Source organism: Pseudomonas sp. SIMBA_067, from assembly GCF_046534675.1.
GTDB lineage: Bacteria > Pseudomonadota > Gammaproteobacteria > Pseudomonadales > Pseudomonadaceae > Aquipseudomonas > Aquipseudomonas putida.
In genome coordinates this window covers 199,834-223,809 of the sequence record NZ_JAWRYH010000009.1, presented here as the reverse complement: position 1 = coordinate 223,809, position 23,976 = coordinate 199,834, and the positions used below count along the sequence as shown (strand labels likewise).

The window sequence follows — 23,976 nt, the reverse complement described above, 5'->3', positions numbered from 1 at the left end:
GACCGCGCTGCAGGCCCCATCCTGGGGCCCAGCGCTTGACGGGCATCCATGCCCGTCACCTCCCTTCGCAAGGCCTGCGTTCGGCCTCCTGAAGTCGCGAAGATCAAAAGCAAGATCAAGAGCCAGATCAAGAGCCAGATCAAAAGCCGGAGCAAGATCAAGCGCATACGTTGCGGCAACACCCGCTTCGATTGACGCTCAGGGTGCAACCCTCTAACCTTCGCGCGTGTTTCAGGTGCCCTGCCAGCCCCAACTGGGCAGGGTGAAACTGGGAAGCCGGTGGGCGCCAGCATGGCGCGATTCCGGCGCTGCCCCCGCAACGGTAGGTGAGTAGAAGGCCGCGCAGGGCCACTGGATGCCAGCATCCGGGAAGGCGCGCAGGCCAGGGCCAAGGCCCGCTCACAAGCCCGGAGACCGGCCTGAAACTGTCAACGGCATCACGGAGGGTGATGCGCGGTGCACCGTGGCGCCCTGCCATGGCCCCTGCGCGTTCTTCGTCTGCCTGCCTATTACCTGTCGCCACGCCTTGCCGTGGCGCCAGCCTGCGGAGAACCCTTGATGAGCGAACCCACCGACCGCGACGAACGCCACCTCGCGCGCATGCAGCGCAAGAAGGCGGTCATCGACGAACGCATCGCCAATTCCCCCAACGAATGCGGCCTGCTGCTGGTGCTGACCGGCAATGGCAAGGGCAAGAGCAGCTCGGCCTTCGGCATGCTCGCGCGCGCCCTGGGCCATGGCATGCAGTGCGGTGTGGTGCAGTTCATCAAGGGCCGCAACAGCACCGGCGAAGAGCTGTTTTTCCGCCGCTTCCCCGAGCAGGTACGCTACCACGTGATGGGCGAAGGCTTTACCTGGGAAACCCAGGACCGCCAGCGTGACATCGCCGCCGCCGAAGCCGCCTGGGCGGTGTCGCGCCAGTTGCTGCAGGACCCGAGTGTGCAATTTGTGGTGCTGGATGAGCTGAATATCGCCCTCAAGCACGGCTACCTCGACCTGGATCAGGTACTGTCCGACATCCAGGCCCGTCCGCCCATGCAGCACGTGATCGTCACTGGCCGCGCTGCAAAGCCGGAGATGATCGAACTGGCTGATACCGTGACCGAGATGGGTATGCTCAAGCACGCCTTCCAGGCCGGTATCCGCGCGCAGAAGGGCGTCGAACTGTGAGTCAATCGCGCCACTGCCCCGCCGTGTTGATTGCGGCACCGGCCTCTGGCCAGGGCAAGACCACTGTCACTGCTGCCCTGGCCCGCCTGCACCGCAACCTCGGGCGCAAGGTGCGGGTGTTCAAGTGCGGGCCCGATTTTCTGGACCCGATGATTCTCGAGCGGGCCAGTGGCGCGTCGGTGTACCAGCTGGATTTATGGATGATCGGTGCCGAGGAAAGCCGCCGCCTGCTGTGGGAAGCGGCCGGCGAGGCCGACCTGATCTTGATCGAAGGGGTGATGGGGCTGTTCGATGGCACCCCGTCCAGCGCCGACCTGGCGCGCCACTTCGGCGTGCCGGTGCTGGCGGTGATCGACGGCACGGCCATGGCCCAGACCTTCGGCGCCCTGGCCTTGGGCCTGGCGCGATACCAGGCCGACCTGCCGTTCGCCGGCGTACTGGCCAACCGGGTGGGCAGCCTGCGCCACGCGCAACTGCTCGAAGGCAGCCTGACCGAAGGGCTGCGATGGTATGGCGGCTTGTCCCGCGAGCGCGGCATCGAGCTGCCCAGCCGCCACCTTGGCCTGGTGCAGGCCAGCGAGCTGAACGACCTGGATGCCCGCCTGGACGCCGCAGCCGAGGCGCTCGGCGCCAGCTGCGACGCAACCTTGCCACCGCCGGTGACTTTTGCCGAACCCGAACCGCAAGCGTGTGCTGCCTCGCTGGCTGGTGTGCGCATTGGTGTGGCGCGGGACGAGGCGTTCGCCTTCACCTATGGCGCCAACCTGGAACTGCTGCGCAAACTGGGTGCACGGCTGGAATTCTTCTCGCCGCTGCATGACCGTGAACTGCCGGTGGTGGACAGCCTGTACCTTCCGGGTGGTTATCCCGAGCTGCATCACCACGCCCTGGCCGCCAATGCGTCGATGAGCGAGGCAATTCGTGCCCATCATGCTCAGGGCAAGCCGTTGCTGGCTGAATGTGGCGGCATGCTGTACCTGCTCGATGCCCTGACTGACGTGGTCGGTGAGCGTGCCGAACTGCTCGGCCTGCTGCCGGGCGAGGCGACCATGCAGAAGCGCCTGGCGGCCCTGGCCTTGCAGGCGGTGGAGCTGCCGGAAGGTACCCTGCGCGGTCACACCTATCATCACTCGCTGACCAGCACGGCGCTGGACCCGATTGCCCGTGGCCTCAGCCCCAACGGTGGGCGTGGCAACGAAGCGGTGTATCGCCTGGGCCGGTTGACGGCCTCCTACGTGCACTTCTACTTCCCCTCCAACCCCGATGCGGCGGCGGCGTTGTTGCGACCATGAGCGAACACGCTTACAGCGACGCCGAACGCGCCGCGATCTACCGCGCCATCGGCGAGCGCCGTGACATGCGCCATTTCGCCGGTGGCCAGGTGGCGCCGGAGCTGCTTGGCCGCCTGCTGGCGGCCGCGCACCAGGCACCCAGCGTCGGCCTGATGCAGCCCTGGCGTTTCATCCGCATTACCCAGCGTGACTTGCGCACCCGCATCCAGGCCCTGGTGGAGGCGGAGCGGCTGCGCACCGCCGAAGCATTGGGCGAGCGGTCGGATGACTTCATGAAACTGAAGGTAGAAGGCATCAACGACTGTGCCGAGCTGCTCGTAGCGGCCTTGATGGACAACCGCGAGCCGCACATCTTCGGCCGTCGCACCCTGCCGGAGATGGACCTGGCCTCGCTAGCCTGCGCCATCCAGAACCTGTGGCTGGCGGCCCGTGGCGAAGGGCTGGGCATGGGCTGGGTATCGCTGTTCGACCCCCTGGCGCTGGCGGCACTGCTGGGCATGCCTGATGGAGCCAAGCCGGTCGCGGTGCTGTGCCTGGGGCCGGTGACCGAATTTTACCCGGCACCCATGCTGGTGCTGGAAAACTGGGCCGATGAACGGCCCCTGAGTGACATGCTGTACGAAAACCAATGGGGAGAGCGCCAATGAGCGTGGCCTTGCTGACCATGGCCGGGGTGGCCCTGGATGCCTTGCTGGGCGAACCGCAGCGGCGCCACCCGCTGGTGGCCTTCGGCAATATGGCCGGTAACCTGGAGCGCCGCCTGAATGCAGGTGGCCGCGGCTGGCGCAGCCACGGTGTGAGTGCGTGGTTTCTGGCAGTGGTGCCGCTCACCCTGGTGGCGCTGATCCTGTCCTGGCTGCCCTATATTGGCTGGCTGGTGGATGTGCTGGCGCTGTACTGCGCCCTGGGCCTGCGCAGCTTGGGTGAACATGTGCTGCCGGTGGCCAACGCCTTGCGCCAGGGCGACCTGGAAGAAGCGCGACGCCGCGTCGGCTACCTGGTCAGCCGCGAAACCCGCGAGCTGGACGAGCCTGCCGTGGCCCGGGCCGCCACCGAGTCGGTGCTGGAAAACGGCAGTGACGCGGTGTTCGCCGCGCTGTTCTGGTTTGTGGTGGCCGGTGCGCCGGGCGTGGTGTTGTACCGCCTGAGCAACACCCTGGACGCTATGTGGGGGTATCGCAACGAGCGCTTCGAGCGCTTCGGCTGGTGCGCGGCGCGCGTTGATGACGTGCTCAACTATATTCCCGCAAGGCTGGTGGCGCTGACCTACGCACTGCTGGGCAAGACCCGCCTGGCTCTGGCCTGCTGGCGCAAGCAGGGCCCGTTGTGGGACAGCCCCAACGCCGGGCCTGTGATGGCCGCCGGTGCTGGTGCGCTGGGGGTAGAGCTGGGCGGCCCGGCGGTTTACCACGGCGAACTGCATCAGCGGCCACGACTGGGTGAAGGGCCGATGGCTGACGCCGATGCCATCGAGCGTGGCTGGAGCCTGGTGCAGCGCGGCGTGTGGCTGTGGCTGTTGTTGATCTGCCTGGGGGCTTACGTCAATGCTTGAACACGGTGGCCGCCTGCTGCGCGCGGTGCAGCAATACGGTATCCCTCGCGAGCAGTGGCTCGACCTGTCCAGTGGCATCGCGCCCTGGCCATTCCCGATTCCGGCGATACCCACTGATGCCTGGGCCCGCCTGCCAGAGACCGAGGACGGCCTGGAAGAGGCTGCCCGTGCGTATTACGGCGCCCGCCAGTTGCTGCCGGTGGCGGGCTCCCAGGCAGCGATCCAGGCGTTGCCGCTGCTGCGTGCGGCTGGCCGGGTAGGGGTGTTGACGCCGTGTTATGCCGAACACCCGTACGCCTGGCAACGGGCGGGGCATCAACTGGTTGAGCTGGATGAGGCGCAGGTCGAGGCAACACTCGACAGCCTCGATGTACTGGTGCTGGTCAACCCCAACAACCCGACCGGGGGGCGGGTGCCGCGTGAGCGCCTGCTGGGCTGGCATGCCCGCCTGGCTGCCCGTGGTGGCTGGCTGTTGGTCGATGAGGCGTTCATGGACAACACCCCGGCGGATGGCGTGGTCGATTGTGCCGAGCGCCCGGGGCTTATCGTGCTGCGCTCGTTCGGCAAGTTCTTTGGCCTGGCCGGGGTGCGCCTGGGCTTCGTCGCCGCCGAGCGCAGCCTGTTGCTGCGCCTGGCCGAGCTGCTTGGCCCGTGGACGGTCAACGGGCCAACCCGGGTGCTGGCCCAGGCCAGCCTGGCCGACAAGCCTGCCCAGCGCATGCAGATAGAGCGTTGCGCTGCCGCCAGCCAGCGCTTGGCTACATTGCTGTCCAGTAACGGCCTTGCGCCCAGCGGTGGCTGTGACCTGTTCCAGTACGTGCGCAGTGAGCGCGCCGTGCAGTTGCATGGCTTTCTCGCCCGCCGCGGCATCCTGGTGCGCTTGTTCGAACACCCACCGGCCGTGCGCCTGGGGCTGCCCGAATGTGCGGCGGACGAACAGCGCCTGGCGCAGGCCCTGGCGGACTATCAAAAGGAATCGGCATGACCACCCTCATGGTGCAAGGCACCACCTCCGACGCCGGCAAGAGCACGCTGGTAACTGCCCTGTGCCGCTGGCTGTTGCGCCAGGGCGTTGGCGTGGTGCCGTTCAAGCCACAGAACATGGCGCTGAACAGCGCGGTGACTGCCGACGGCGGCGAAATTGGCCGCGCCCAAGCGGTGCAAGCGCAAGCGTGCCGGCTGGCACCCCACACCGACATGAACCCCGTGTTGCTCAAACCCAACAGCGATACCGGCGCCCAGGTCATCATCCATGGCCGTGCGGTCACCAGCATGAACGCGGTGGCTTACCACGACTACAAAGCCATCGCCATGCAGGCGGTGCTGGCTTCGCACCAGCGCCTGAGTGCCGCCTGGCCGGTGGTCATGGTCGAAGGCGCGGGGTCGCCGGCGGAGATCAACCTGCGTGCTGGCGACATCGCCAACATGGGGTTTGCCGAAGCGGTGGACTGCCCGGTGATCCTGGTCGCCGACATCAACCGCGGCGGCGTGTTCGCCCACCTGGTGGGCACGCTGGAGTTGCTGTCGCCCAGTGAGCAGGCGCGGGTCAAAGGCTTTGTCATCAACCGCTTCCGTGGTGATATCGCCTTGTTGCAGCCGGGGCTGGACTGGCTGGAGCAACGCACCGGCAAGCCAGTGCTGGGGGTGCTGCCTTACGTCACCGACCTGCACCTGGAAGCCGAAGACGGCATCGATGTGCGCCAAGGCGCCAAAAGCGAGCGTGTGCTCAAGGTGATCGTCCCGGTATTGCCGCGCATCAGTAACCACACCGACTTCGACCCGTTGCGCCTGCACCCGCAGGTGGACCTGCAGTTCATTGGCCCGGGCCAGCCGATCCCGGCTGCCGACCTGATTATCCTGCCGGGTTCCAAGAGCGTGCGCGGTGACCTGGCGCAGTTGCGCGAGCGCGGTTGGGACAAGGCCATCGAGCGGCACCTGCGCTACGGTGGCAAGCTGATCGGGATCTGCGGCGGCCTGCAAATGCTTGGCCGCGACGTGCATGACCCGCTGGGTCTCGAAGGGGCTGCCGGTTCAAGCCCGGGGCTGGGCCTGCTCGATTACGCCACGGTGCTGGAAGCCGAGAAGCAACTGCGCAACGTTGCCGGCACGCTGAACCTTGAGGCAGCACCGGTTGGCGGCTATGAAATTCACGCTGGCGTCACCACCGGCCCTGCACTGGAGCAGCCCGCCGTGCAGCTGGCCGATGGCCGCTGTGATGGCGCTGTCAGTGCCGATGGCCAGATCCTCGCCACCTACCTGCACGGCCTGTTCGAGGGCAGCCAGTCGTGTGCTGCGCTACTGCGCTGGGCTGGCCTGGAGGATGTGCAGAGCATCGATTACGAAGCCCTGCGCGAACGCGACATCGAGCGCCTGGCCGACCTGGTGGAAAAGCACCTGGACACCGCGCACCTGCGCCAACTGTGCGGGGTGGCCTGACATGCGCAGCCTGATCCTCGGTGGCGCCCGCTCCGGCAAGAGCCGCCTGGCCGAACAGTTGGCCAGCGCCAGCGGCCTGCCAGTGACCTACATCGCTACCAGCCAGCCGCTGGACGGTGAAATGAACGAACGCGTGTCGCTGCATCGCGAGCGCCGTCCCGCAGACTGGGGGCTGATCGAAGAACCGCTGGCCCTGGCGGCAGTACTGCGCGCCGAAGCGGCCGAAGGGCGCTGCCTGCTGGTGGACTGCCTGACGTTGTGGTTGACCAACCTGCTGATGCTCGAAGACGACCAGCGCCTGGCCGAAGAGCGTGATGCCCTGCTGGCCTGCCTGGAGCAGCTGCCTGGCACCCTCATTCTGGTCAGTAACGAAACCGGCCTGGGCGTGGTGCCCATGGGCGAGCTGACCCGTCGCTATGTCGACCTGGCCGGCTGGTTGCACCAGGCCGTGGCCGAACGCTGCCAGCGTGTGGTGCTGACCGTGGCCGGCCTGCCCTTAATGCTCAAAGGAGCTGCACTATGACTCAAGCCTGGTGGCGCGACGCCTGCCAATCCCTCGACAACGCCGCCATGGACCAGGCCCGCGCCCGTCAGCAACAGCTGACCAAACCTGCCGGTTCACTCGGCCAGCTGGAGGGCCTGGCCATCCAGCTGGCGGGCCTGCAAGGGCGTGAACGGCCAACCCTGGACCAGGCTGCCATCAGCATTTTTGCCGGTGACCACGGTGTGGTCGAAGAGGGTATCTCGGCCTATCCGCAGGCGGTCACCGGGCAGATGCTGCGCAACTTCGTCGGCGGTGGTGCGGCGATCAGCGTGTTGGCCCGCCAGCTGGAGGCCAGTCTTGAGGTGGTCGATCTGGGCACCATCGACCCTCATCTGGAACTGCCTGGTGTACGCCACCTGCGCCTGGGGGCCGGTACGGCCAACTTCGCCGGTCAGCCAGCGATGACCGAGGGGCAGTTGCAAGCTGCCTTGCAGGCCGGCCGCGACAGCGCCTTGCGTGCCGCTGAACAGGGCGCGCAGCTGTTCATCGGCGGCGAGATGGGTATTGGCAACACCACGGCCGCCGCTGCCTTGGCCAGCGTCCTGCTAGGTTGCCCGCCTGCTGAACTGAGCGGCCCGGGCACCGGCCTGGACAACGCTGGCGTGCGGCACAAGGCCGAGGTCATCGAGCGGGCGCTGAGTCTGCATGGCCTGCAGGCCGCAGATCCATTGCAGGCACTGGGTTGTGTCGGCGGTTTTGAGATCGCGGCCTTGGCCGGGGCCTATATCGGCTGCGCGCAGGCGGGCATCGCCGTGTTGGTGGACGGCTTCATTTGTAGCGTTGCCGCCCTGGTGGCGGTGCGCCTCAACCCGCAGTGCCGGGCGTGGTTGCTGTTTGCCCATCAGGGCGCAGAGCCTGGGCACAAGGCGTTGCTGGATGCATTGCAGGCTGAACCGCTGTTGGCGTTGGGCCTGCGCCTGGGCGAGGGCAGTGGTGCTGCGTTGGCCGTGCCATTGTTGCGCCTGGCCTGTGCGCTGCACGGACAGATGGCGACCTTTGCCGAGGCCGCCGTGGCGGACCGCCCGGCATGATCCTCGACCTGTTGCGCCACGGTGAAACGGAGCAGGGCGGCCTGCGTGGCAGCCTGGACGATGCGCTCACCGACAAGGGCTGGGCACAGATGCGCAGCGCCGTGGCCGAAGCCGGTCCGTGGCAGGTGCTGGTCAGTTCGCCGCTGCAGCGCTGTGCGTGTTTTGCCGATGAACTGGGTGGGCGGCTTGATTTGCCTGTGCAGCGTGAACCAGGTTTGCAAGAGCTGCATTTCGGTGACTGGGAAGGCCGTAGCGCGGCGCAGATCATGGAAGACCAGGCCGATGCGCTGGGGCGCTTCTGGGCGGACCCGTACGCCTACACCCCGCCCAATGGCGAACCGGTGCAGGCATTTGCCGAGCGAGTGCTGGACGCTGTCGAGCGTTTGAGCCGCCAGCATGCAGGTAAGCGGGTGCTGCTGGTTACCCATGGCGGTGTGATGCGGTTGCTGCTGGCCCGGGCGCGAGGCTTGCCGAAGGCGCAGTTGCTGCAGGTTGACGTCGGGCATGGGGCGCTGGTGCGGCTAGTGATGGGTGACGACGGTCAACTGGCCGAGGGCCACTGAAATGTTGCCGTTCTGGATCGCCTTGCAGTTCCTCAGCAGCTTGCCCGTGAGCCTGCCGGGCATGCCGGAGCCGCGTGAGCTGGGGCGTTCGCTGCTGTTCTATCCGCTGATCGGGGTGTTGTTCGGGCTGCTGCTGTGGCTGGCCAGCCTTCTGCTGCAGGGTACGCCAGCGCCGTTGCATGCGGCTTTGCTGCTGACGGTGTGGGTATTGCTCAGTGGCGCCTTGCATCTGGATGGCCTGGCCGACAGCGCTGATGCCTGGTTGGGTGGTTTCGGCGACCGTGAGCGCACCCTGCAGATAATGAAAGACCCGCGTAGCGGGCCGATTGCCGTGGTCACCCTGGTGCTGGTGCTGCTGCTGAAGTTCTGCGCCTTGTGGGTGCTGGTGGAGCAGGGTATCGGGGCGCAATTGCTGCTGGCTCCCTTGATTGGGCGCGCGGCGATGTTGGGCCTGTTCCTCTGTACCCCTTATGTGCGGCCTGGCGGCTTGGGCCAAGCGTTGGCCGAGCACTTGCCGCGACGTGCAGCTGGGTGGGTGCTGCTGGCCAGTGCACTTTTCTGTCTGGTCTTGGGCGGCTGGGTGGTGGTGCTGGCGCTGGCCATGTTTGCCTGGCTGCGGCACCTCATTTGCCGACGACTGGGTGGGACTACCGGGGATACAGCGGGTGCGCTGCTGGAGTTGCTGGAACTGGCAGTGATACTTGGCTTGGCAATGGGCCTTTAATCGCTCGGCCAGGGCCTGGGATCTGTAGGAGCGGAGTTGCCGGTAGCGAGGGTGCAGTAACGTCTGGCAACGGTTTGATAAATCCTGCACTCCATTGTCATCGTATTCTCAGTCTTCCCCCCTGCAACCAGGTAGGCCTCCCGTGCGAAACCGGATCCTCGCCAGTCTATTGGTGCTGTCCAGCCTTCCAGCCACTGCGGCAGATCTCATGGCATTCTGGGACGCGCCACGCCACGGCGGCAACAGCTTCAACCGGCTGCCACCCGATCAAGCCTACTTCGATGCCCTGAGGGGCTATGGCGCGACATGGGTACGATTGTCGTACGATAAATGGCAACCGGTAGAACGTGATTTCCTCCTCGGTAATGCCGATGGCTATGAAGGCCTGCCCGCCGCCGACCTGGCTACGCTGCGCGCCACCCTCGATCGTGCTCATCAGGCGGGCCTCAAGGTCGTCATTGCCCCTCTCTCGCTACCCGGTATGCGCTGGTCGCAAAACAACCAGGGCCAATTTGATGATCGGCTGTGGCAAGACAAGCGCTACTGGTCCCAGGCTATGACCTTCTGGCGAGACATGGCGCGCGAACTGAAGGGCCACCCGGCCATTGCCGCCTACAACCTGATCAATGAACCCGCCCCGGAAAAACAGGGCGGCCTGGCCGAACACGACGAACTGGGGCAAATGCGGCAGTGGTATGTGAAAGAGCAGGGCACCGCGCGGGATCTGCCGTTGCTGTACCGGCAACTGATAGCGGCAATTCGCGAGGAGGACGCCGACACTCCGATCATGGTCGATGCCGGCTGGTATGCCGCCGCAGACGCCTTCGGCTACTGGCCTGCCCACCTGGAAGACCCGCGAGTACTGTACAGCGTGCACATGTACGAACCCTATGCCGCTACCAGTGCGCCCAACATGGCGCGTAAACACCCCATCCCCTACCCCGGCCCCACACCCTTCGCCGGGCAGACACAGCAGTGGGATGGTCAACGCGTTGAGCGCTATTTGCGCCAGCCGCTGGCATGGGCCGAAGCCATGGGCCTGCCGCGGTCGCGGCTGGTGGTAGGCGAATTTGGCTGCATGCGCAGGCTACCGGGTTGCTCGCAGTATCTGGAAGACGTACTCACCGTTCTGGATCGCAACCAGTTGCACTGGGCTTTCTATAGCTTCCGTGAAGACAACTGGGACGGCATGGACTACGAACTAGGTTCGGCAAAGGTGCCGTGGCGCTACTGGCAGGCGATCGAGCAAGGGGCGCCAGACCCTTTGGCGCGCAAGGCCACGGCTGAGTTCGAGCCGATTCGAAGGCGCTTGAACACGGACTGATGCGTATCGGCAACAGTGAACCCTCTTGCAACACTCATGATGCGGGTATATACACGTATCCATGCTGACCAGTGAATGCATCTGTACCCATCTGCGTCGTGCCGCCCGCGGGGTGAGCCGGCATTACGACGAGGCTCTTGCCGGCTTCGGGGTCAATGTCGCGCAGTTTTCCCTCCTAAGGCACCTGCAGCGGCTTGATCGCCCCAGTATCACTACCTTGGCCGAAGCCATGGGCCTGGAGCGCAGTACCCTGGGCCGTAACGTGCGGGTGCTGGAGGCTGAAGGGCTGGTGGCCCTGGCTGATGGCGACGACCAGCGCAACCGCGTGGTGCTGCTGACCGAGGCTGGAACGAAGCTGCTGCGCGACGCGCATCCGGCCTGGGAACAAGCCCAGATCGAGCTGGTGGAGCGATTGGGCGCAGGGCAACGGGATGAACTGGTGCGTTTGCTGGACCAACTGGCTTGAATTGATACGACTCTAAGCGGGTATATACCCGTAAAAACCTTGCGATGTGCTGGAGATAACGACAATGACTTCGGTGTGGCGAACCAGCGGGTGGGTATTGGTAGGGGCGGCTTTGATTCTGGCGCTGTCTCTGGGTGTGCGGCACGGCTTTGGTCTGTTTCTGGCGCCGATGAGCGCCGATTTTGGCTGGGGTCGTGGGGTGTTCGCCTTTGCCATTGCCTTGCAAAACCTGATCTGGGGGCTGGCGCAACCGTTCGCCGGTGCCTTGGCCGACCGTATGGGGGCGGCGCGGGTGGTAATCATCGGCGGTATTCTTTACGCCGCCGGCTTGATCCTCATGGGCATGGCTGATTCTGCCTGGTCGTTGTCGCTCAGTGCCGGTTTGCTGATCGGCATCGGCCTGTCCGGCACATCGTTCTCGGTCATCCTCGGCGTGGTCGGGCGTGCGGTGCCGGCAGAGAAGCGCAGCATGGCCATGGGCATTGCCAGCGCCGCCGGTTCGTTTGGCCAGTTCGCCATGCTGCCGGGCACCCTTGGCCTGATCCAGTGGCTGGGTTGGTCCGCAGCGTTGCTGGTGCTGGGCCTGATGGTGGCGTTGATCGTGCCCTTCGTTGGCCTGCTGCGTGACCGCCCGCTGCCCAGCCATGGCGCCGAACAGACCTTGGGCCAGGCGCTGCGCGAGGCGTGCTCGCATTCCGGCTTCTGGTTGCTGGCGCTGGGTTTCTTCGTGTGTGGTTTCCAGGTGGTGTTCATTGGCGTGCATCTGCCGGCCTACCTGGTTGACCAGCACCTGGCCGCGACCACCGGTACCACCGTGCTGGCGCTGGTCGGCCTGTTCAATATCGTGGGTACGTTCACGGCTGGCTGGCTGGGTGGTCGCATGTCCAAGCCGCGCCTGCTGACCGGGCTGTACCTGCTGCGTGCGGTGGTGATCGTGTTGTTCCTCTGGGCGCCGGTGAGTGCCTTCAGTGCCTACCTGTTCGGCATCGCCATGGGCCTGCTGTGGTTGTCCACGGTGCCGTTGACCAATGGCACCGTGGCTACATTGTTCGGGGTGCGTAACCTGTCCATGCTCGGCGGTATCGTCTTCCTGTTCCACCAGCTGGGTGCCTTCCTCGGTGGCTGGTTGGGCGGGGTGGTCTATGACCGTACCGGCAGCTACGACCTGGTCTGGCAGATTTCCATCCTGCTCAGTCTGTTGGCCGCTGCCCTTAACTGGCCCGTGCGCGAACGGCCGGTTGCGCGCCTGCAGGCGCAGGCCGCATGAACCGCTACCTGGCCCGCGGGTTGCTGGCCTTTGGCGCGCTGGTGCTGCTGGCGCTGGCGTGGTGGGGATGGCACAAGGGTGGGATGGCATTGATGCAACTGGGCATGAGTGTTTGTTAGGCGCTACCCTGCAAGCTCAAGGGTTGTCTAGCAGGAGAAACGAATCATGCGTGCTCATTGGTTGACAGTGCCGTTGTTGGCCGTGCTTGCCAGCGCTTCGAGCTGGGCTGCCGATTGCCCGGCGTTATTGCAGGGCAGCCTGCCGGAGTTGCGTGGCAAGGGGCAGGTCGACCTGTGCCAGCGCTTTTCCGGCAAGGCTTTGGTGGTGGTCAACACGGCCAGTTATTGTGGTTTTGCACCGCAGTTCGAGGGGCTTGAGGCGACGTACAAGGAGTATCACGACCAAGGCCTGGAAATGCTTGGTGTGCCGTCCAATGACTTCAAGCAGGAAGATGCCGACAGCGAGAAGACTGCCAACGTTTGCTATGCCAACTATGGCGTCACCTTCACCATGACCAAGACGCAGGCCGTGCGGGGCAAGGATGCGATACCGCTGTTTGCTGAGTTGGCCAGCCAGAGCAGTGCGCCGAAGTGGAATTTCTACAAGTATGTTGTCGATCGCAAGGGCAAGGTGATCGGTGACTTCTCCAGCCTCACCAAACCGGATGATCCGGAATTCCGCGCAGCCATCGAGAAGGCCATCGCTTCGCAACAGTAATCGGGCAGCTCTGGATCTTGATCTTGATCTTGATCTTGATCTTGATCTTGATCTTGCTTTGGCTGCTAAGCGCGCGGAAGTTCAGGCGACGCAGATTGCGACTTCAGGAGGCCGAGCGCAGGGCTTGCGGAGGGAGGTGACGGGCATGGATGCCCGTCAAGCGCTGGGCCCCAGGATGGGGCCTGCAGCGCGGTCCTCCCGGGAGCAAGCCCGGAGCGAGGGGACCCCGGAGCGCAGCGTAGGGGCCGGATGATGGGAGCGGACGGTTTTTGGTTCCTTTTTGCCACAGCCACGACAAAAAGGGACCCGCCGTAAGGGCGGAAAGGTGACTAAGCGCCACCTTTGAAAATGAATGTTGACCTCATTGTTGATGCCCACGCCTTCAAGCGAAAAGCGAAACAGTGGTGGTTTTTAGCTCGCGCAAAGGCCATTTGCGATGGCGACGCTGACTCACCTTTTCGCCCTTACGGCGAGTCACTTTTTGTCAAACGCGACAAAAAGTAACCAAAAAACGCTGCGCTCCGATCATCCGGCCCCTGCGCTGCGCTCCGGGGTTCCCTCACTCCGGCCTCGCTCCCGGGAGGACCGCGCTGCAGGCCCCATCCTGGGGCCCAGCGCTTGACGGGCATCCATGCCCGTCACCTCCCTCCGCAAGGCCTGCGTTCGGCCTCCTGAAGTCGCGAAGATCAAAAGCAAGATCAAGATCAAGATCAAGATCAAGATCAAGAGCCGGCGCCGATGGCGTGGCTCGGCATCGGATTATTTCATTTCGCATGCACCGTAATCGCCACCAACCGCACCACCACCGGCCTGACCATCAACACGCAAACGAACGCCACTGGCATCGCCAATTGATAGGCCTTTAGCACATTGCTCAGGTACTGCGCAGTAACCCCGGCATTCGCCGCGGTGATCACGAAGCACATTAGCAGCGCCATGATTGACGACATGAAAAAGGCAAAAACGTAGGGCGTAGCGCCCGGGTGCAATTTGCGTCGGCTGCGCGACTGGGACAGGTTGCTCATGTGAACTCCTGAAAGGTGAGTGGACGCGCAGGTTAACAATCCCCTCAGCCGCAGCTGTAGACCAGCCTCGCTGAGTTCTTTATAAAGAGATTCTTATGAATGCACGAGCTCTCGCATGGACCTGCTCAACGCTATCCGCAGCTTCATCAAGGTGGTCGAGGCCGGCAGCATCGCCGGGGGCGCCCGTACCCTGGGCCTTAGCCCGGCAGCGGTCAGCCAGAACCTGGCACGCCTGGAGGGCCATCTGCAGGTGCGCCTGCTCAGCCGTACCACCCGCAGCATGGCGCTGACGCCGGCGGGTACGCAGTATTATGAGCGTGTCAGGCATATCGAACGTGACCTGGCCCTGGCGGAGCAGGCCATCGCTACGCCAGACAGTGAACCCCAAGGGCGGCTTTGCATCGCCTCTACATCCGCGTTTGGCCGCCACGTGCTGGCGCCACTGATACCCGCCTTCAGTGCCCGCTATCCACTGCTTTCGATAGAGTTGCTAACGACTGATCGTCGGGTCAACCATGCACGTGAAGACGTCGACGTCAGCCTGCGCATTGCCCCGCAGCTGGAAGACCAGCTGATGGCCAGGCATATCGCTCGGATCCCGTTCATTTGCTGTGCCTCGCCCGGGTACTTGCAAAGCGCTGGGGTGCCGGGTTCGCCTGAGGCATTGCCCGACCACCGTTGCCTGGTGTTCCGTTACCCGGTGGATGGGCGGTTTCTGCGCTGGGGTTTCATGCGTGATGGGCTGCGTTTTGAAGCGGAGTTCGGCAGTGTACTGATCAGCGACGACATCGACGCCCTGACCCAGATGGCGCTGCACGATGGCGGTATCACCCGCCTCGCCGAGTTCATGGTGCGACCGCACCTGGCCAGCGGTGCGCTGGTGCCGTTGTTCGAGTACAGCGACAGTGGCCAGGCCTACGCCCAGACCGAACCAATGGACATCTACCTGTGCCTGGCCGACCGTTTCGCCATGACCGCGAAAGTGCGTGTGTTCATGGACTACCTGCGTGAATGCCTGGGGGACAGTTGGCAGGTGCAGGCATGAAAAAACCGCCACGAGGGCGGTTTTTAATGGGGTGCGTACGAATCAGAAGCGGTAGGTGAGGGATGCACCGATACCGTGAGCGCTGTTCTCGTACTTGGCCTGGTAGCTGCCTTTGGTCGCGCTTACCTGATTGACCTTGGTGTCTTCTTCCCACAGGTAGGAATAGGCCACGTCGATGGTCATATCGTCGGTTGGACTCCAGCCGGCACCCAGGCTGAACACCTTGCGGTCGCCCGTCGGGATACGTGGTGAACGGTCATGGTTGTTGGTCGGCGACTGGTCGACGGTGAAGCCGGTGCGCAGCACCCACTCCTTGTTGACCTTGTACGACGCACCAATGGCGTGGGCCCAGGTGTCATGCCAGTTCTGTTCTTCGGTGATGGTCTGGAACGCCGAACCTGCCAATGGCGCCGGGACATCGTTCTGCACGGTGATGTCTTTCAGGCGGCTCCAGCGGGTCCAGGTGCTGCCTGCATACAGGGTCCACTGGTCGTCGAGTTCGTGGGTAACCGAGAAGTCGACCGATTCCGGCGTCTTGATCTTCAGCGAGGCGTCGAACTTGTTGCCGTTGAACGGCCCGATCAGCGGGGTGCTGACGCGGGTCTTGCCCTCGAGCTTGTAGTCGACCATCGAGTGGTAGGTCAGACCGAGGCGGGTGCTGTCGGTAGCCTGTACCAGGATGCCGATGTTGTAACCAACGGCGGTATCGTCGCCCTTGATTTTCACTTCGCCATCGTTGCGGCCGGGGGTGAACGGGTTGATCAGGCTCGAACCCAGTTCACCCTTGATGCGGTTGATGGTAGGGCCGAAACCGATCGAGACCTTGTCATTGAAGGCGTAGCTGACGGTTGGCTGGAAGGTGACTACCTCGACGTGGCTCTTCTTGCCCCAGTAGCGTGCGGCATCATCGCTGCCGTAGTCGGTTACCAGGCCGAACGGTACATAGACACCGAAGCCGACGCTCCAGTGGTCGTCGATCGGCTTGACGTAGTAACCCATGGGGACGCCAACGAGAGGCACCATGTCACCATCGGTTTCCCCCCCGAGGTTGCTGCCCCGGCCCGAGATGTCGGACTTGGCGATGACGGCAGCGCCGCCCACGGTGAATTGTTCGCGTTTGAGGCGAGACATGCCGGCCGGGTTGCCAAACACGGTGCTGGCATCTTCGGCAGAAGAAGAACGTCCCGCGAAACCTGTCCCCATGCTGCTGATGCTCTGTTCGTTCAGGGCGAAGCCTGCAGCGAACACTTGGCTGGATGCCACGGCAACAGCGACGGCGAGGGAGGTTTTGAGCATTACTTTTTTCATTATTAGAAAACTCCTTGGGATCTCCGGGGCGAAAAGCTACCAACAAATCACGCACCGCGCCATAGCCTCAATCGCAGAAGATAGAGCCGTTTTGTAGGACAATCCGACCAAAATTCCCTTTTTTCCGGTAATGTTGTAGGACGATTCTTAAGATACCTGTGGCAATCTCTGATCTATGCAGGTCTGCCAGGCATGAGTGAAGTCGCGCAAGCGACCTTGGGGGTGGAAAATCTGGCGCCATATCCGCGCCAATGCCAACAGGTCGTCAGCGGCAGGCAGTGGCGTGGCCTGCTCTTCGATGAGCATCCAGGCAATGGCTGTGGAATAGCGCAGGTTTACGGTGAGTTCCAGGTGCGGGCCGCCGAGGAAGGCGTGCTGGCTGGCCAGGCCGCGCACAAGGCTGGCCAGGTCGGGGTCGCGGGCCAGGTAATCATCCCAGAGCGCCTGGTGACGGTGTTCGCCAATGCGGTAAAGGCCGTGCCCGCGTCGGTCATGCAAGGCGGACCCGAGCGCCGACTGGCTGGCGGCAATGCCCAATAGCAGGGCTTCCGCGCTGGCACAGTGACGGTTCAGGTAGACCAGGGTGGGTCGGATCACATACTGACACAATTCATTCGCCGCAATACCCATGATGCCCTCGAGCAATTAAGGGCCGGACGGGCGCTGGAGCTTGGCAGCTGGTGAATGATCAGGCCCGCCGGAAGCGGCAAGCACCGCTCGAGTTGAAGTGTAGTGTGATAATCGTGGTGTAAAGGGCTGTTTTTAAATCGATTGCTGCCTGACGTACCGGGCTATATGCCCGTAGGCAATTACGCCAAGAACGTTCAGGCAGGCTTGCGATGGGATGATTCAGCGCTTGAATGCCCCGGTATTCGCCACTCACGCGGTGAGCGATTGGCGAGTCCGGGCGATGACCGCCTGCAGCGGTTCATTGCGGCTGTACTGTTCATGGTACAGGCGCTCGGTGTGGCAGGCGACGCCGTGTTCGTCTACCAAGGTGAAGCTGAAGCTGCCCTTGCGTGGGGCAACGATAAGGCACTTCAACGGCGAGAAGGCCTGGGAGAGCGTGCCAATGGCAGCCTGAATCTGATGATGAGTTTGCATATTGTTGGAGGTTCCTGCTTTAAACACGGGAGATATGATCCGTGCATGATAGAAACGTTCCAGTGACGCCTTTATTAAGGGACGAACGAACCTGACTGGAACAAAGCAGCCAGAGAGAGCGCAATCAAAAGTGGGCGCTTGGGCTGACTGGTAGGTACTTCGGAAGGCAGGCAGCACGTCGGGGCCAAGGTTCTAGGCCGTCGGGTGGAATCCTGATCAATCTGTCACGTGATTCGTGCTTGAGCAGCCTGAGGCTGGCGAGTGAATCATCGAATGGGCAATCCTGCTTCAGCAGCGCACTCTTGGGAAAGTGGGTCTGCAAGGATGTTGTGGCCCGAATTGACTTTCAGCTTGGTACTAACGAGGCGCACCTTACCGGAAATACCGGCGCTTGGCAAGCACTACGTTTGTTCAGGTGAGCCGAGCAGTATGGCGCGTATTTGTACCGCTGTGAAGAGGGGGCAAATAGCCCGCACACAGGCGGATGTGCCCATTTCGTGCACTCATATGAGGGATCATGGTGCACTTGTTCACATTCGGGGCAAGGGTTGTAACAGGCCGGCAACAGGCTGCAACGGCCTCGCCAATGCCTTGACTAGGCGGTTAAGTCAATGAAAAAAAACACTATTTTCAGCTGGTGAAAAAATCGTCAGTTTGACACAAAGCCCCAATTCACGGGGCTTTGCGGGGTGTGCAAGGGGGTTGTCCACCGAGTTATCCACAGGAACTGTGGATTGTCCCGGGCGCTTGCTCTAGAACGGGCGTGCCAGCAGTGCAGTGAACTGTCCGACAATCGACATGCCCCGACAGACCGGTCGGTCATCCACTCGAAAACGTCAAGAAAAGATCATTGAAATATTTTTTCAATTCTCCATAAATCGACAGTTCACAGCGAAAAAAAAAGAGTAGAGTGGCGCGCCTTTCGAGTTGCCAAACCTGTTGCTCATGAAGTTTCGCGGTAAACACCTCGCCAGCGCTGCAGCATCGACGCCTCCTTCCGAGCGCTTTTCCTTGAAAGTGGCCTTGTGGCTGCTCGACAGCCCGCGCCTGGGCGACAAGCCCCAGGTCAAGCACCTGGCCGGGCGCCTGCTCAAGCAGCCGGCGCGTCAGGGCGTGGTGGTGGCACAGAGCCGCTTGGGGCAGATGCTGTGCCGCGATTGTGGCAACGCCCGTGACCGGCGTATTGGCCACGAACTGCTGCGCCAGGCAGCCCGCGCCGGTGACCGGCGAGCACAGCTGGAGTATGCGCGGCTATGCCAGCAAAACGATCCGGACCAGGCGAAGTAATGCTCCGACAAGCCCCAGGCTGATAAGCTGCACTCAATTTGCATCAGCGTGATCGGGGTAAGCATGACAGTGGATCTGGCCAGCATTCTGCTGGGCTTGGTGGCAGGTGCTTTACCCTGTCTTTTTTGGGTCATGCAGGTGCAGCGCCGGCAGGGCGCGCGGCAAGGCGAGCAGGCCTTGCTCGAAGAGCGCCTCAACGCAGCCCTGCTGGCCCAGGCCGGCCTGCAGGCGCAGCTTGAGGCCAGCCGCGACGAAGTCAGCGACCTCAGCGAAGCCAACACCGTCAAGCAGGCCCAACTGGCCGCCCAGGGCCGTGAACTTGAACTGCTGCAGATCGACCGCGACAACGCCCGTGACGCTGCCCACGCCTGGAGCCTGGAGCGCGCCAACCGTGAAGCCGAGCTGCGTCGTCTGGAGTCTCAGGGTGCGCGCCTGGAGGCTGAACTGCGCGAACAGCAAGAAAGCCATCAGCAGCGCCTGGAAGACCTGCAGGAAGCCCGCGACACCCTGCGCGCCCAGTTCGCCGACATGGCCACCAAGATCTTCGACGAGCGCGAGCAACGCTTCGCCCAGACCAGCCAGCAGCACTTGGGCCAGTTGCTCGACCCGCTCAAGGAGCGTATCCAGTCCTTCGAAAAACGCGTCGAAGAAAGCTATCAGCAGGAAGCCCGCGAACGCTTTTCCCTGGGCAAAGAGCTTGAGCGCCTGCAACAGCTCAACCTGCGCCTGTCCGACGAAGCCACCAACCTGACCCAGGCCCTCAAAGGCCAGAAAACCCAGGGCAACTGGGGCGAACTGATCCTCGAGCGGGTGTTGGAACATGCTGGCCTGGAAAAAGGCCGCGAATACCAGACCCAGGTCAGCCTCAAGAGCGCTGACGGCGAGCGTTTCCAGCCCGATGTGCTGATCATGCTGCCCGGCGACAAACAGGTGGTGGTGGACGCCAAGGTCAGCCTTACGGCGTACCAGCAGTTTGTCGCCAACAACGACGAGGCCGCGCTCAAACAGCACGTGCAGTCACTGCGCAGCCACGTCAAAGGCTTGTCGAGCAAGGACTACAACCGCCTCGAAGGCCTGCACAGCCTGGATTTCGTGCTGCTGTTCGTGCCCATCGAAGCGGCCTTTTCGGCAGCCCTGCAGGCTGAGCCGAATCTGTTCCAGGAAGCCTTCGACCGGCATATCGTGATCGTCAGCCCTACCACCCTGCTGGCTACTTTGCGGGTGATCGACAGCCTGTGGAAACAGGAGCGCCAGGGCCAGAACGCCCGGGAAATTGCCGAGCGCGCCGGCTGGCTTTACGACAAGTTCGTGTTGTTCATCCAGGACCTGGATGAGCTGGGCAGCCGCCTGCAACAGGTGGACAAGGCTTATGCCGCTGCCCGTAACAAGCTGTGCGAAGGGCGCGGCAACCTGGTCAGCCGCAGCGAACAGCTGAAGCTGCTGGGCGCCCGCGCCAGCAAGAGCCTGCCGGCAGACTTGCTGGAACGGGCGCTGTCCGATGAGGTGCCGGACACCACAGTTACTGAACCTGGCTCAGATGGCGATTGAGCATGGCGCGCAAGGCTGCCGGCTTGACCGGTTTGGCCAGGTAATCCAGGCCTGCCGCATGCACCATGGCGATGGTTTCCTTGCTGCCGTCGGCGCTGATCACCACCCCTGGCACCGGTTCGCCCAGGCGCGCGCGTAGCCAGCCCATCAGCCCGGTGCCGGTCTCGCCGTCATCCAGGTGGTAGTCGACCAGTGCCAGATGCGGGCGCATGCCCTTGGCCAGCAGGGCTTCGCATTCCGCCTGGTTGCGCGCGGTCCATACCTGGCAGCCCCAGCGGCTGAGCAGGCTGTTCATGCCAATCAGGATGCTGTCTTCGTTGTCCACGCACAGCACTTGCAGCCCGGCCAGCGGCTGGCCGCCCTGTTGTTCAGCGGGGGCGCTTGGCGCCGGGGCGGCCTGGCGGGCAATCGGCACGCTGACGCGGAACACCGTGCCCTTGCCCGGCCACGACCGCACTTCCAGCGGGTGCCCCAGCACCCGGCACAGGCCGTCGGCAATTGCCAGGCCCAGGCCCAGGCCTTTCTCGGCGCGTGTCTGGTGACTGTCCAGGCGTTTGAACTCCTGGAAGATCACTTGCAGCTTGTCGTCGGCGATGCCCGGGCCACGGTCCCACACCTCCAGCCACAGGCGCTCGCCCTGGCGGCGCGCGCCCAGCAGGATCGGGCTCTTGCCGTAGCGCAGGGCATTGGTGAGGAAGTTCTGCAGTACCCGGCGCAACAGCTTCATGTCGCTGTCCACTCGCAGGCGGCTGCCACGCAGGCGGAACTCCAGGTTTTTCTCGGCCGCCAGCACCTTAAACTCGGCACCCAGCGTGTCGAACAGTTCGTTGAGGGCGAAGGGCTTGGCGTCTGGGGTGATCTTGCCGTTTTCCAGGCGCGAGATGTCCAGCAGGTCGCTGATCAGTTCTTCGGCCGAGCGCAGCGAGCTGTCCATGTGCTGCACCAATTGCTGGGCCTCTTCGTTCATGCCCTCCGCCTGCTGCGACAGGGCGGCGGAGAACAGCCGGGCGGCGTTCAGGGGTTGCATCAGGTCGTGGCTGACCGCAGCCAGGAAGCGGGTCTTGGACTTGCTCACCGCCTCGGCCTGGCTCTTGGCTTCGGACAACGCCTGGTTCAGTTGCGACAGTTCGTGGGTGCGCTCGGCCACCCGTTGTTCCAGGCCTTCGTTGGCATCGCGCAGGGCCTGCTCGGCCTCGCGGAACGGGGTGATGTCGGTGAAGCTCATGACGAAGCCGCCACCCGGCATCGGGTTGCCGATCAGCTCGATCACCCGGCCATTGGGGAACAGCCGTTCGGAAGAATGCGCGCGGCCTTGGCGCATCCAGTGCAGGCGCCGCGCCACATGCACCTGCGCTTCGCCCGGGCCGCACAGGCCGCGCTCGGCGTTGTAGCGGATGATGTCGGCAATCGGCCGGCCCACGCTGATCAGCCCGTCGGGGTAGTTGAACAGCTCCAGGTAGCGACGGTTCCAGGCCACCAGGTGCAGGTTCTGGTCGACCACGCTGATGCCCTGGTTGATGTTCTCGATGGCGCCTTGCAGCAGCGCGCGGTTGAACTGCAGCACCTCGCTGGCTTCGTCGGCAATGCGTACCACGTCTTCCAGCTGCATGTCGCGGCCTTCAATGGCGGCCTTGACCACGGCGCGGGTCGACGAGGTCCCGAGCACCCCGGCCAGCAGGCGTTCGGTGTGTTCGATCCAGTCGCCGTCGGCATTCTGGTTGGGGTTGAAGCCTTTGCCCTGGCGGTAGGCAAAGCGGATGAAGCTCTGCCGGGCGCGTTCCTCACCGACAAAGCGCGAGGCCAGGGTCAGCAGGTCGTCGATCTGCACCGCCAGCAGTGGCTTGCTGCTGGGGCGGGCGCTGGTCTGCTGGCCGATGAAGCGGCCGGCCTGCCAGTGTTCGGAAACCCGTGTGCGCGACAGTACCGAAACCCAGGCGAACAGGGTGAAGTTGCCTGCCAGCGACAGCACCACCCCTTGGGTCAGCGGGCTGATCGGCAGGCCCAGCGGGTTGCCATGCAGCCAAGCCAGCCCTGGGAACAGCTGCAGTGACCAGCCCAGGCTGTGCGCGGCAATCGGCAGGACCAAGGTGTAGAACCACAGGAAGATGCCTGCCGCCAGGCCGGCAAACACGCCGCGGCGGTTGGCCTGCTTCCAGTACAGCGCGCCGAGCATGGCCGGGGTGAGCTGGGTGACGGCGGCGAAGGCGATCTGGCCGATGGTCGCCAGGCTGGCGGTGGAGCCCAGCAGGCGGTAGCTGACGTAGGCTAGCAGCAGGATCACCACGATGGTTACCCGGCGTACCGAGAGCATCCAGTGGCGGAACGCCTCGAACGGCCGCTCGGCGTTGTTGCGCCGCAGCAGCCAGGGCAGCAGCATGTCGTTGGACACCATGGTCGACAGCGCCACCGCTTCGACGATGACCATGCCGGTGGCTGCCGAAGCGCCGCCAATGAATGCCAGCAGGGCCAGGCTTGGGTGCGCCTCGGCCAGTGGCAGGCTGATGACGAACGAGTCGGAGATCACCGTGCCCGGCAGCAGCATCTGCCCGGCCAGGGCAATCGGCACCACGAACAGCGCGGCCAGCACCAGGTACATCGGGAACACCCAGCGCGCCAGGCGCATGTCCTGGGGCTCGATGTTCTCCACCACGGTGACGTGAAACTGCCGCGGCAGGCAGATGATCGCCATCATCGCCACAGCGGTTTGCACCACCATTGACGGCCAGTTGATGGTCTCTTGCCAATAGTCCTGCAAGTGGATCGACTGGCGAGCCTGGCTGAACAGGTCGTCAAAGCCGTCATACAGGTTGAATACGACGAAAATGCCCACGGCCAGGAAGGCCAGCAACTTGATCAGCGATTCGAAGGCAATCGCCAATACCATTCCCCGGTGGTGTTCGGTCACGTCCAGGCTGCGGGTGCCGAACACGATGGCGAATAGTGCCAGCACCAGTGACACCACCAGCGCGGTGTCCTGCACGCGGGTGCCGGTGGCGTCGGCGTTGGCCCCGATCAGCAGGTTGACGCCCAGCACGATGCCTTTGAGCTGCAGGGCGATGTACGGCAGCACACCGACCAGGCAAATCAGTGCCACCACCACCGCCAGGGTTTGCGACTTGCCGTAGCGTGCGGCGATGAAGTCGGCGATTGAAGTGATGTTCTGCTGTTTGCTGATCAGCACCATCTTCTGCAGCACCCAGGGCGCGAAGACCATCAGCAGCACCGGGCCCAGGTAGATCGGCAGGAATGCCCAGAGCTGTTCGGCGGCCTGGCCGACGGCGCCGAAGAAGGTCCAGCTGGTGCAGTAAACGGCCAGCGACAGGCTGTACACCCAGGCGCGCAGTTTCGGCGGCAACGGCGTGCTGCGGCGGTCACCATAGAAGGCGATGGCGAACATGACGGCCATATAGGCCAGGGCGACCACGGCGATCAGCCCGCTGGACAACGACATGAAGACTCCGAAGCAAAAAATATAACGCGGTCCCGATCAACCAGTCTGGCACGCAGGCGCCGCTTCGTCAGCGCAGACGATGGTTGTAGGCGAGAGCTTGCTCGCGATTGATCTGAAACAAA

22 protein-coding genes, 1 pseudogene and 1 riboswitch are annotated in these 23,976 nt (G+C 63.6%); of the genes and pseudogenes, 18 read left to right on the top strand and 5 right to left on the bottom strand.

Annotated elements, in window-relative coordinates; all coding sequences use genetic code 11:
* The first annotated feature begins 216 nt into the window (after positions 1-216).
* Positions 217-438, top strand: a riboswitch (cobalamin riboswitch).
* A gap of 120 nt (positions 439-558) precedes the next feature.
* From cobO to SB765_RS20390, 15 genes are all read left to right on the top strand, one after another.
* Positions 559-1,170 carry a cob(I)yrinic acid a,c-diamide adenosyltransferase gene (cobO, locus tag SB765_RS20460; protein ID WP_341797799.1) on the top strand — a complete coding sequence of 204 codons (612 nt, stop codon included), beginning with the start codon at positions 559-561 and terminating at the stop codon, positions 1,168-1,170.
* Positions 1,167-2,462, top strand: a complete 1,296-nt coding sequence (locus SB765_RS20455; RefSeq protein ID WP_410931827.1) for a cobyrinate a,c-diamide synthase — start codon at positions 1,167-1,169, stop codon at positions 2,460-2,462. Before cobO ends, SB765_RS20455 begins: the two co-directional genes overlap by 4 nt.
* On the top strand, positions 2,459-3,109 hold the full coding sequence (bluB, locus tag SB765_RS20450) for a 5,6-dimethylbenzimidazole synthase (RefSeq protein WP_341797801.1): 651 nt from the start codon (positions 2,459-2,461) through the stop codon (positions 3,107-3,109). The genes SB765_RS20455 and bluB overlap by 4 nt, the downstream gene beginning before the upstream one ends.
* Entirely contained in the window at positions 3,106-4,014 is a 909-nt protein-coding gene (gene cbiB / locus SB765_RS20445) for an adenosylcobinamide-phosphate synthase CbiB (RefSeq protein ID WP_341797802.1), read from the top strand. Before bluB ends, cbiB begins: the two co-directional genes overlap by 4 nt.
* Positions 4,007-4,999, top strand: a complete 993-nt coding sequence (gene cobD / locus SB765_RS20440; RefSeq protein ID WP_341797803.1) for a threonine-phosphate decarboxylase CobD — start codon at positions 4,007-4,009, stop codon at positions 4,997-4,999. Before cbiB ends, cobD begins: the two co-directional genes overlap by 8 nt.
* Positions 4,996-6,450 (top strand): cobyric acid synthase, encoded by a 1,455-nt coding sequence (locus SB765_RS20435; RefSeq protein ID WP_284365374.1) that lies wholly within the window; start codon positions 4,996-4,998, stop codon positions 6,448-6,450. The genes cobD and SB765_RS20435 overlap by 4 nt, the downstream gene beginning before the upstream one ends.
* A gap of 1 nt (position 6,451) precedes the next feature.
* Positions 6,452-6,973, top strand: a complete 522-nt coding sequence (gene cobU / locus SB765_RS20430) for a bifunctional adenosylcobinamide kinase/adenosylcobinamide-phosphate guanylyltransferase (RefSeq protein ID WP_410931826.1) — start codon at positions 6,452-6,454, stop codon at positions 6,971-6,973.
* Complete coding sequence (gene cobT / locus SB765_RS20425; protein ID WP_341797806.1) at positions 6,970-8,025, top strand: nicotinate-nucleotide--dimethylbenzimidazole phosphoribosyltransferase; 1,056 nt, start codon at positions 6,970-6,972, stop codon at positions 8,023-8,025. Before cobU ends, cobT begins: the two co-directional genes overlap by 4 nt.
* Complete coding sequence (gene cobC / locus SB765_RS20420) at positions 8,022-8,588, top strand: alpha-ribazole phosphatase family protein (protein WP_341797807.1); 567 nt, start codon at positions 8,022-8,024, stop codon at positions 8,586-8,588. Before cobT ends, cobC begins: the two co-directional genes overlap by 4 nt.
* 1 nt (position 8,589) lies before the next feature.
* Complete coding sequence (locus SB765_RS20415) at positions 8,590-9,312, top strand: adenosylcobinamide-GDP ribazoletransferase (protein WP_341797808.1); 723 nt, start codon at positions 8,590-8,592, stop codon at positions 9,310-9,312.
* A gap of 208 nt (positions 9,313-9,520) precedes the next feature.
* On the top strand, positions 9,521-10,636 hold the full coding sequence (locus SB765_RS20410) for a glycoside hydrolase family 5 protein (RefSeq protein ID WP_341797809.1): 1,116 nt from the start codon (positions 9,521-9,523) through the stop codon (positions 10,634-10,636).
* 61 nt (positions 10,637-10,697) lie between these two features.
* Complete coding sequence (locus SB765_RS20405) at positions 10,698-11,102, top strand: MarR family winged helix-turn-helix transcriptional regulator (RefSeq protein ID WP_341797810.1); 405 nt, start codon at positions 10,698-10,700, stop codon at positions 11,100-11,102.
* Between the two features lie 64 nt (positions 11,103-11,166).
* On the top strand, positions 11,167-12,369 hold the full coding sequence (locus tag SB765_RS20400; protein WP_016501091.1) for an MFS transporter: 1,203 nt from the start codon (positions 11,167-11,169) through the stop codon (positions 12,367-12,369).
* The gene (locus SB765_RS20395) at positions 12,366-12,488 is read left to right on the top strand and encodes a hypothetical protein (protein WP_258655568.1); all 123 of its coding nucleotides are present in this window, start codon (positions 12,366-12,368) and stop codon (positions 12,486-12,488) included. The genes SB765_RS20400 and SB765_RS20395 overlap by 4 nt, the downstream gene beginning before the upstream one ends.
* Before the next feature lie 46 nt (positions 12,489-12,534).
* Complete coding sequence (locus SB765_RS20390) at positions 12,535-13,086, top strand: glutathione peroxidase (RefSeq protein WP_341797811.1); 552 nt, start codon at positions 12,535-12,537, stop codon at positions 13,084-13,086.
* A 764-nt stretch (positions 13,087-13,850) separates the two neighbouring features.
* Here SB765_RS20390 and SB765_RS20385 read toward each other — a convergent pair.
* The gene (locus SB765_RS20385; RefSeq protein ID WP_016485290.1) at positions 13,851-14,111 is read right to left on the bottom strand and encodes a DUF2798 domain-containing protein; all 261 of its coding nucleotides are present in this window, start codon (positions 14,109-14,111) and stop codon (positions 13,851-13,853) included.
* Positions 14,112-14,226: 115 nt separating this feature from the next.
* Between SB765_RS20385 and SB765_RS20380 the strand changes: the two genes are divergently transcribed.
* A complete protein-coding gene (locus SB765_RS20380) occupies positions 14,227-15,156 on the top strand; it encodes a LysR family transcriptional regulator (protein WP_410931825.1) in 930 nt (309 codons plus the stop codon).
* A 42-nt stretch (positions 15,157-15,198) separates the two neighbouring features.
* Here the strand turns inward: SB765_RS20380 and SB765_RS20375 are convergent, their stop codons facing one another.
* The 3 genes from SB765_RS20375 to SB765_RS20365 form a co-directional block, all read right to left on the bottom strand.
* Positions 15,199-16,464, bottom strand: coding sequence for an OmpP1/FadL family transporter (locus SB765_RS20375; protein ID WP_016501085.1), 1,266 nt, complete (start codon positions 16,462-16,464; stop codon positions 15,199-15,201).
* Between the two features lie 147 nt (positions 16,465-16,611).
* Positions 16,612-17,094, bottom strand: a complete 483-nt coding sequence (locus tag SB765_RS20370; RefSeq protein ID WP_341797814.1) for a hypothetical protein — start codon at positions 17,092-17,094, stop codon at positions 16,612-16,614.
* A 249-nt stretch (positions 17,095-17,343) separates the two neighbouring features.
* The gene (locus tag SB765_RS20365) at positions 17,344-17,568 is read right to left on the bottom strand and encodes a hypothetical protein (protein ID WP_016501083.1); all 225 of its coding nucleotides are present in this window, start codon (positions 17,566-17,568) and stop codon (positions 17,344-17,346) included.
* A 945-nt stretch (positions 17,569-18,513) separates the two neighbouring features.
* On the opposite strand from SB765_RS20365, the pseudogene SB765_RS20360 reads away from it, so the two are divergent.
* Positions 18,514-18,852 (top strand): annotated as a pseudogene (locus SB765_RS20360) (sel1 repeat family protein); the annotation flags it as partial.
* Positions 18,853-19,032: 180 nt separating this feature from the next.
* Complete coding sequence (gene rmuC / locus SB765_RS20355) at positions 19,033-20,403, top strand: DNA recombination protein RmuC (RefSeq protein ID WP_410911525.1); 1,371 nt, start codon at positions 19,033-19,035, stop codon at positions 20,401-20,403.
* Here rmuC and SB765_RS20350 read toward each other — a convergent pair.
* Positions 20,375-23,854, bottom strand: a complete 3,480-nt coding sequence (locus SB765_RS20350; protein WP_341797815.1) for a NahK/ErcS family hybrid sensor histidine kinase/response regulator — start codon at positions 23,852-23,854, stop codon at positions 20,375-20,377. The two genes, rmuC and SB765_RS20350, sit on opposite strands and share 29 nt — an antisense overlap.
* Between the last annotated feature and the right edge of the window lie 122 nt (positions 23,855-23,976).

What these genes read in the sequence shown, in the direction of transcription:
- cobO (WP_341797799.1), top strand. Translation starts at nt 559, where the DNA reads ATGAGCGAACCCACCGACCGCGACGAACGCCACCTCGCGCGCATGCAG.
- bluB (WP_341797801.1), top strand. Translation starts at nt 2,459, where the DNA reads ATGAGCGAACACGCTTACAGCGACGCCGAACGCGCCGCGATCTACCGC.
- cbiB (WP_341797802.1), top strand. Translation starts at nt 3,106, where the DNA reads ATGAGCGTGGCCTTGCTGACCATGGCCGGGGTGGCCCTGGATGCCTTG.
- cobD (WP_341797803.1), top strand. Translation starts at nt 4,007, where the DNA reads ATGCTTGAACACGGTGGCCGCCTGCTGCGCGCGGTGCAGCAATACGGT.
- SB765_RS20435 (WP_284365374.1), top strand. Translation starts at nt 4,996, where the DNA reads ATGACCACCCTCATGGTGCAAGGCACCACCTCCGACGCCGGCAAGAGC.
- cobU (WP_410931826.1), top strand. Translation starts at nt 6,452, where the DNA reads ATGCGCAGCCTGATCCTCGGTGGCGCCCGCTCCGGCAAGAGCCGCCTG.
- cobT (WP_341797806.1), top strand. Translation starts at nt 6,970, where the DNA reads ATGACTCAAGCCTGGTGGCGCGACGCCTGCCAATCCCTCGACAACGCC.
- cobC (WP_341797807.1), top strand. Translation starts at nt 8,022, where the DNA reads ATGATCCTCGACCTGTTGCGCCACGGTGAAACGGAGCAGGGCGGCCTG.
- SB765_RS20415 (WP_341797808.1), top strand. Translation starts at nt 8,590, where the DNA reads ATGTTGCCGTTCTGGATCGCCTTGCAGTTCCTCAGCAGCTTGCCCGTG.
- SB765_RS20410 (WP_341797809.1), top strand. Translation starts at nt 9,521, where the DNA reads ATGGCATTCTGGGACGCGCCACGCCACGGCGGCAACAGCTTCAACCGG.
- SB765_RS20405 (WP_341797810.1), top strand. Translation starts at nt 10,698, where the DNA reads ATGCTGACCAGTGAATGCATCTGTACCCATCTGCGTCGTGCCGCCCGC.
- SB765_RS20400 (WP_016501091.1), top strand. Translation starts at nt 11,167, where the DNA reads ATGACTTCGGTGTGGCGAACCAGCGGGTGGGTATTGGTAGGGGCGGCT.
- SB765_RS20395 (WP_258655568.1), top strand. Translation starts at nt 12,366, where the DNA reads ATGAACCGCTACCTGGCCCGCGGGTTGCTGGCCTTTGGCGCGCTGGTG.
- SB765_RS20390 (WP_341797811.1), top strand. Translation starts at nt 12,535, where the DNA reads ATGCGTGCTCATTGGTTGACAGTGCCGTTGTTGGCCGTGCTTGCCAGC.
- SB765_RS20385 (WP_016485290.1), bottom strand. Translation starts at nt 14,111, where the DNA reads ATGAGCAACCTGTCCCAGTCGCGCAGCCGACGCAAATTGCACCCGGGC.
- SB765_RS20380 (WP_410931825.1), top strand. Translation starts at nt 14,227, where the DNA reads ATGGACCTGCTCAACGCTATCCGCAGCTTCATCAAGGTGGTCGAGGCC.
- SB765_RS20375 (WP_016501085.1), bottom strand. Translation starts at nt 16,464, where the DNA reads ATGAAAAAAGTAATGCTCAAAACCTCCCTCGCCGTCGCTGTTGCCGTG.
- SB765_RS20370 (WP_341797814.1), bottom strand. Translation starts at nt 17,094, where the DNA reads ATGGGTATTGCGGCGAATGAATTGTGTCAGTATGTGATCCGACCCACC.
- SB765_RS20365 (WP_016501083.1), bottom strand. Translation starts at nt 17,568, where the DNA reads ATGCAAACTCATCATCAGATTCAGGCTGCCATTGGCACGCTCTCCCAG.
- SB765_RS20350 (WP_341797815.1), bottom strand. Translation starts at nt 23,854, where the DNA reads ATGTCGTTGTCCAGCGGGCTGATCGCCGTGGTCGCCCTGGCCTATATG.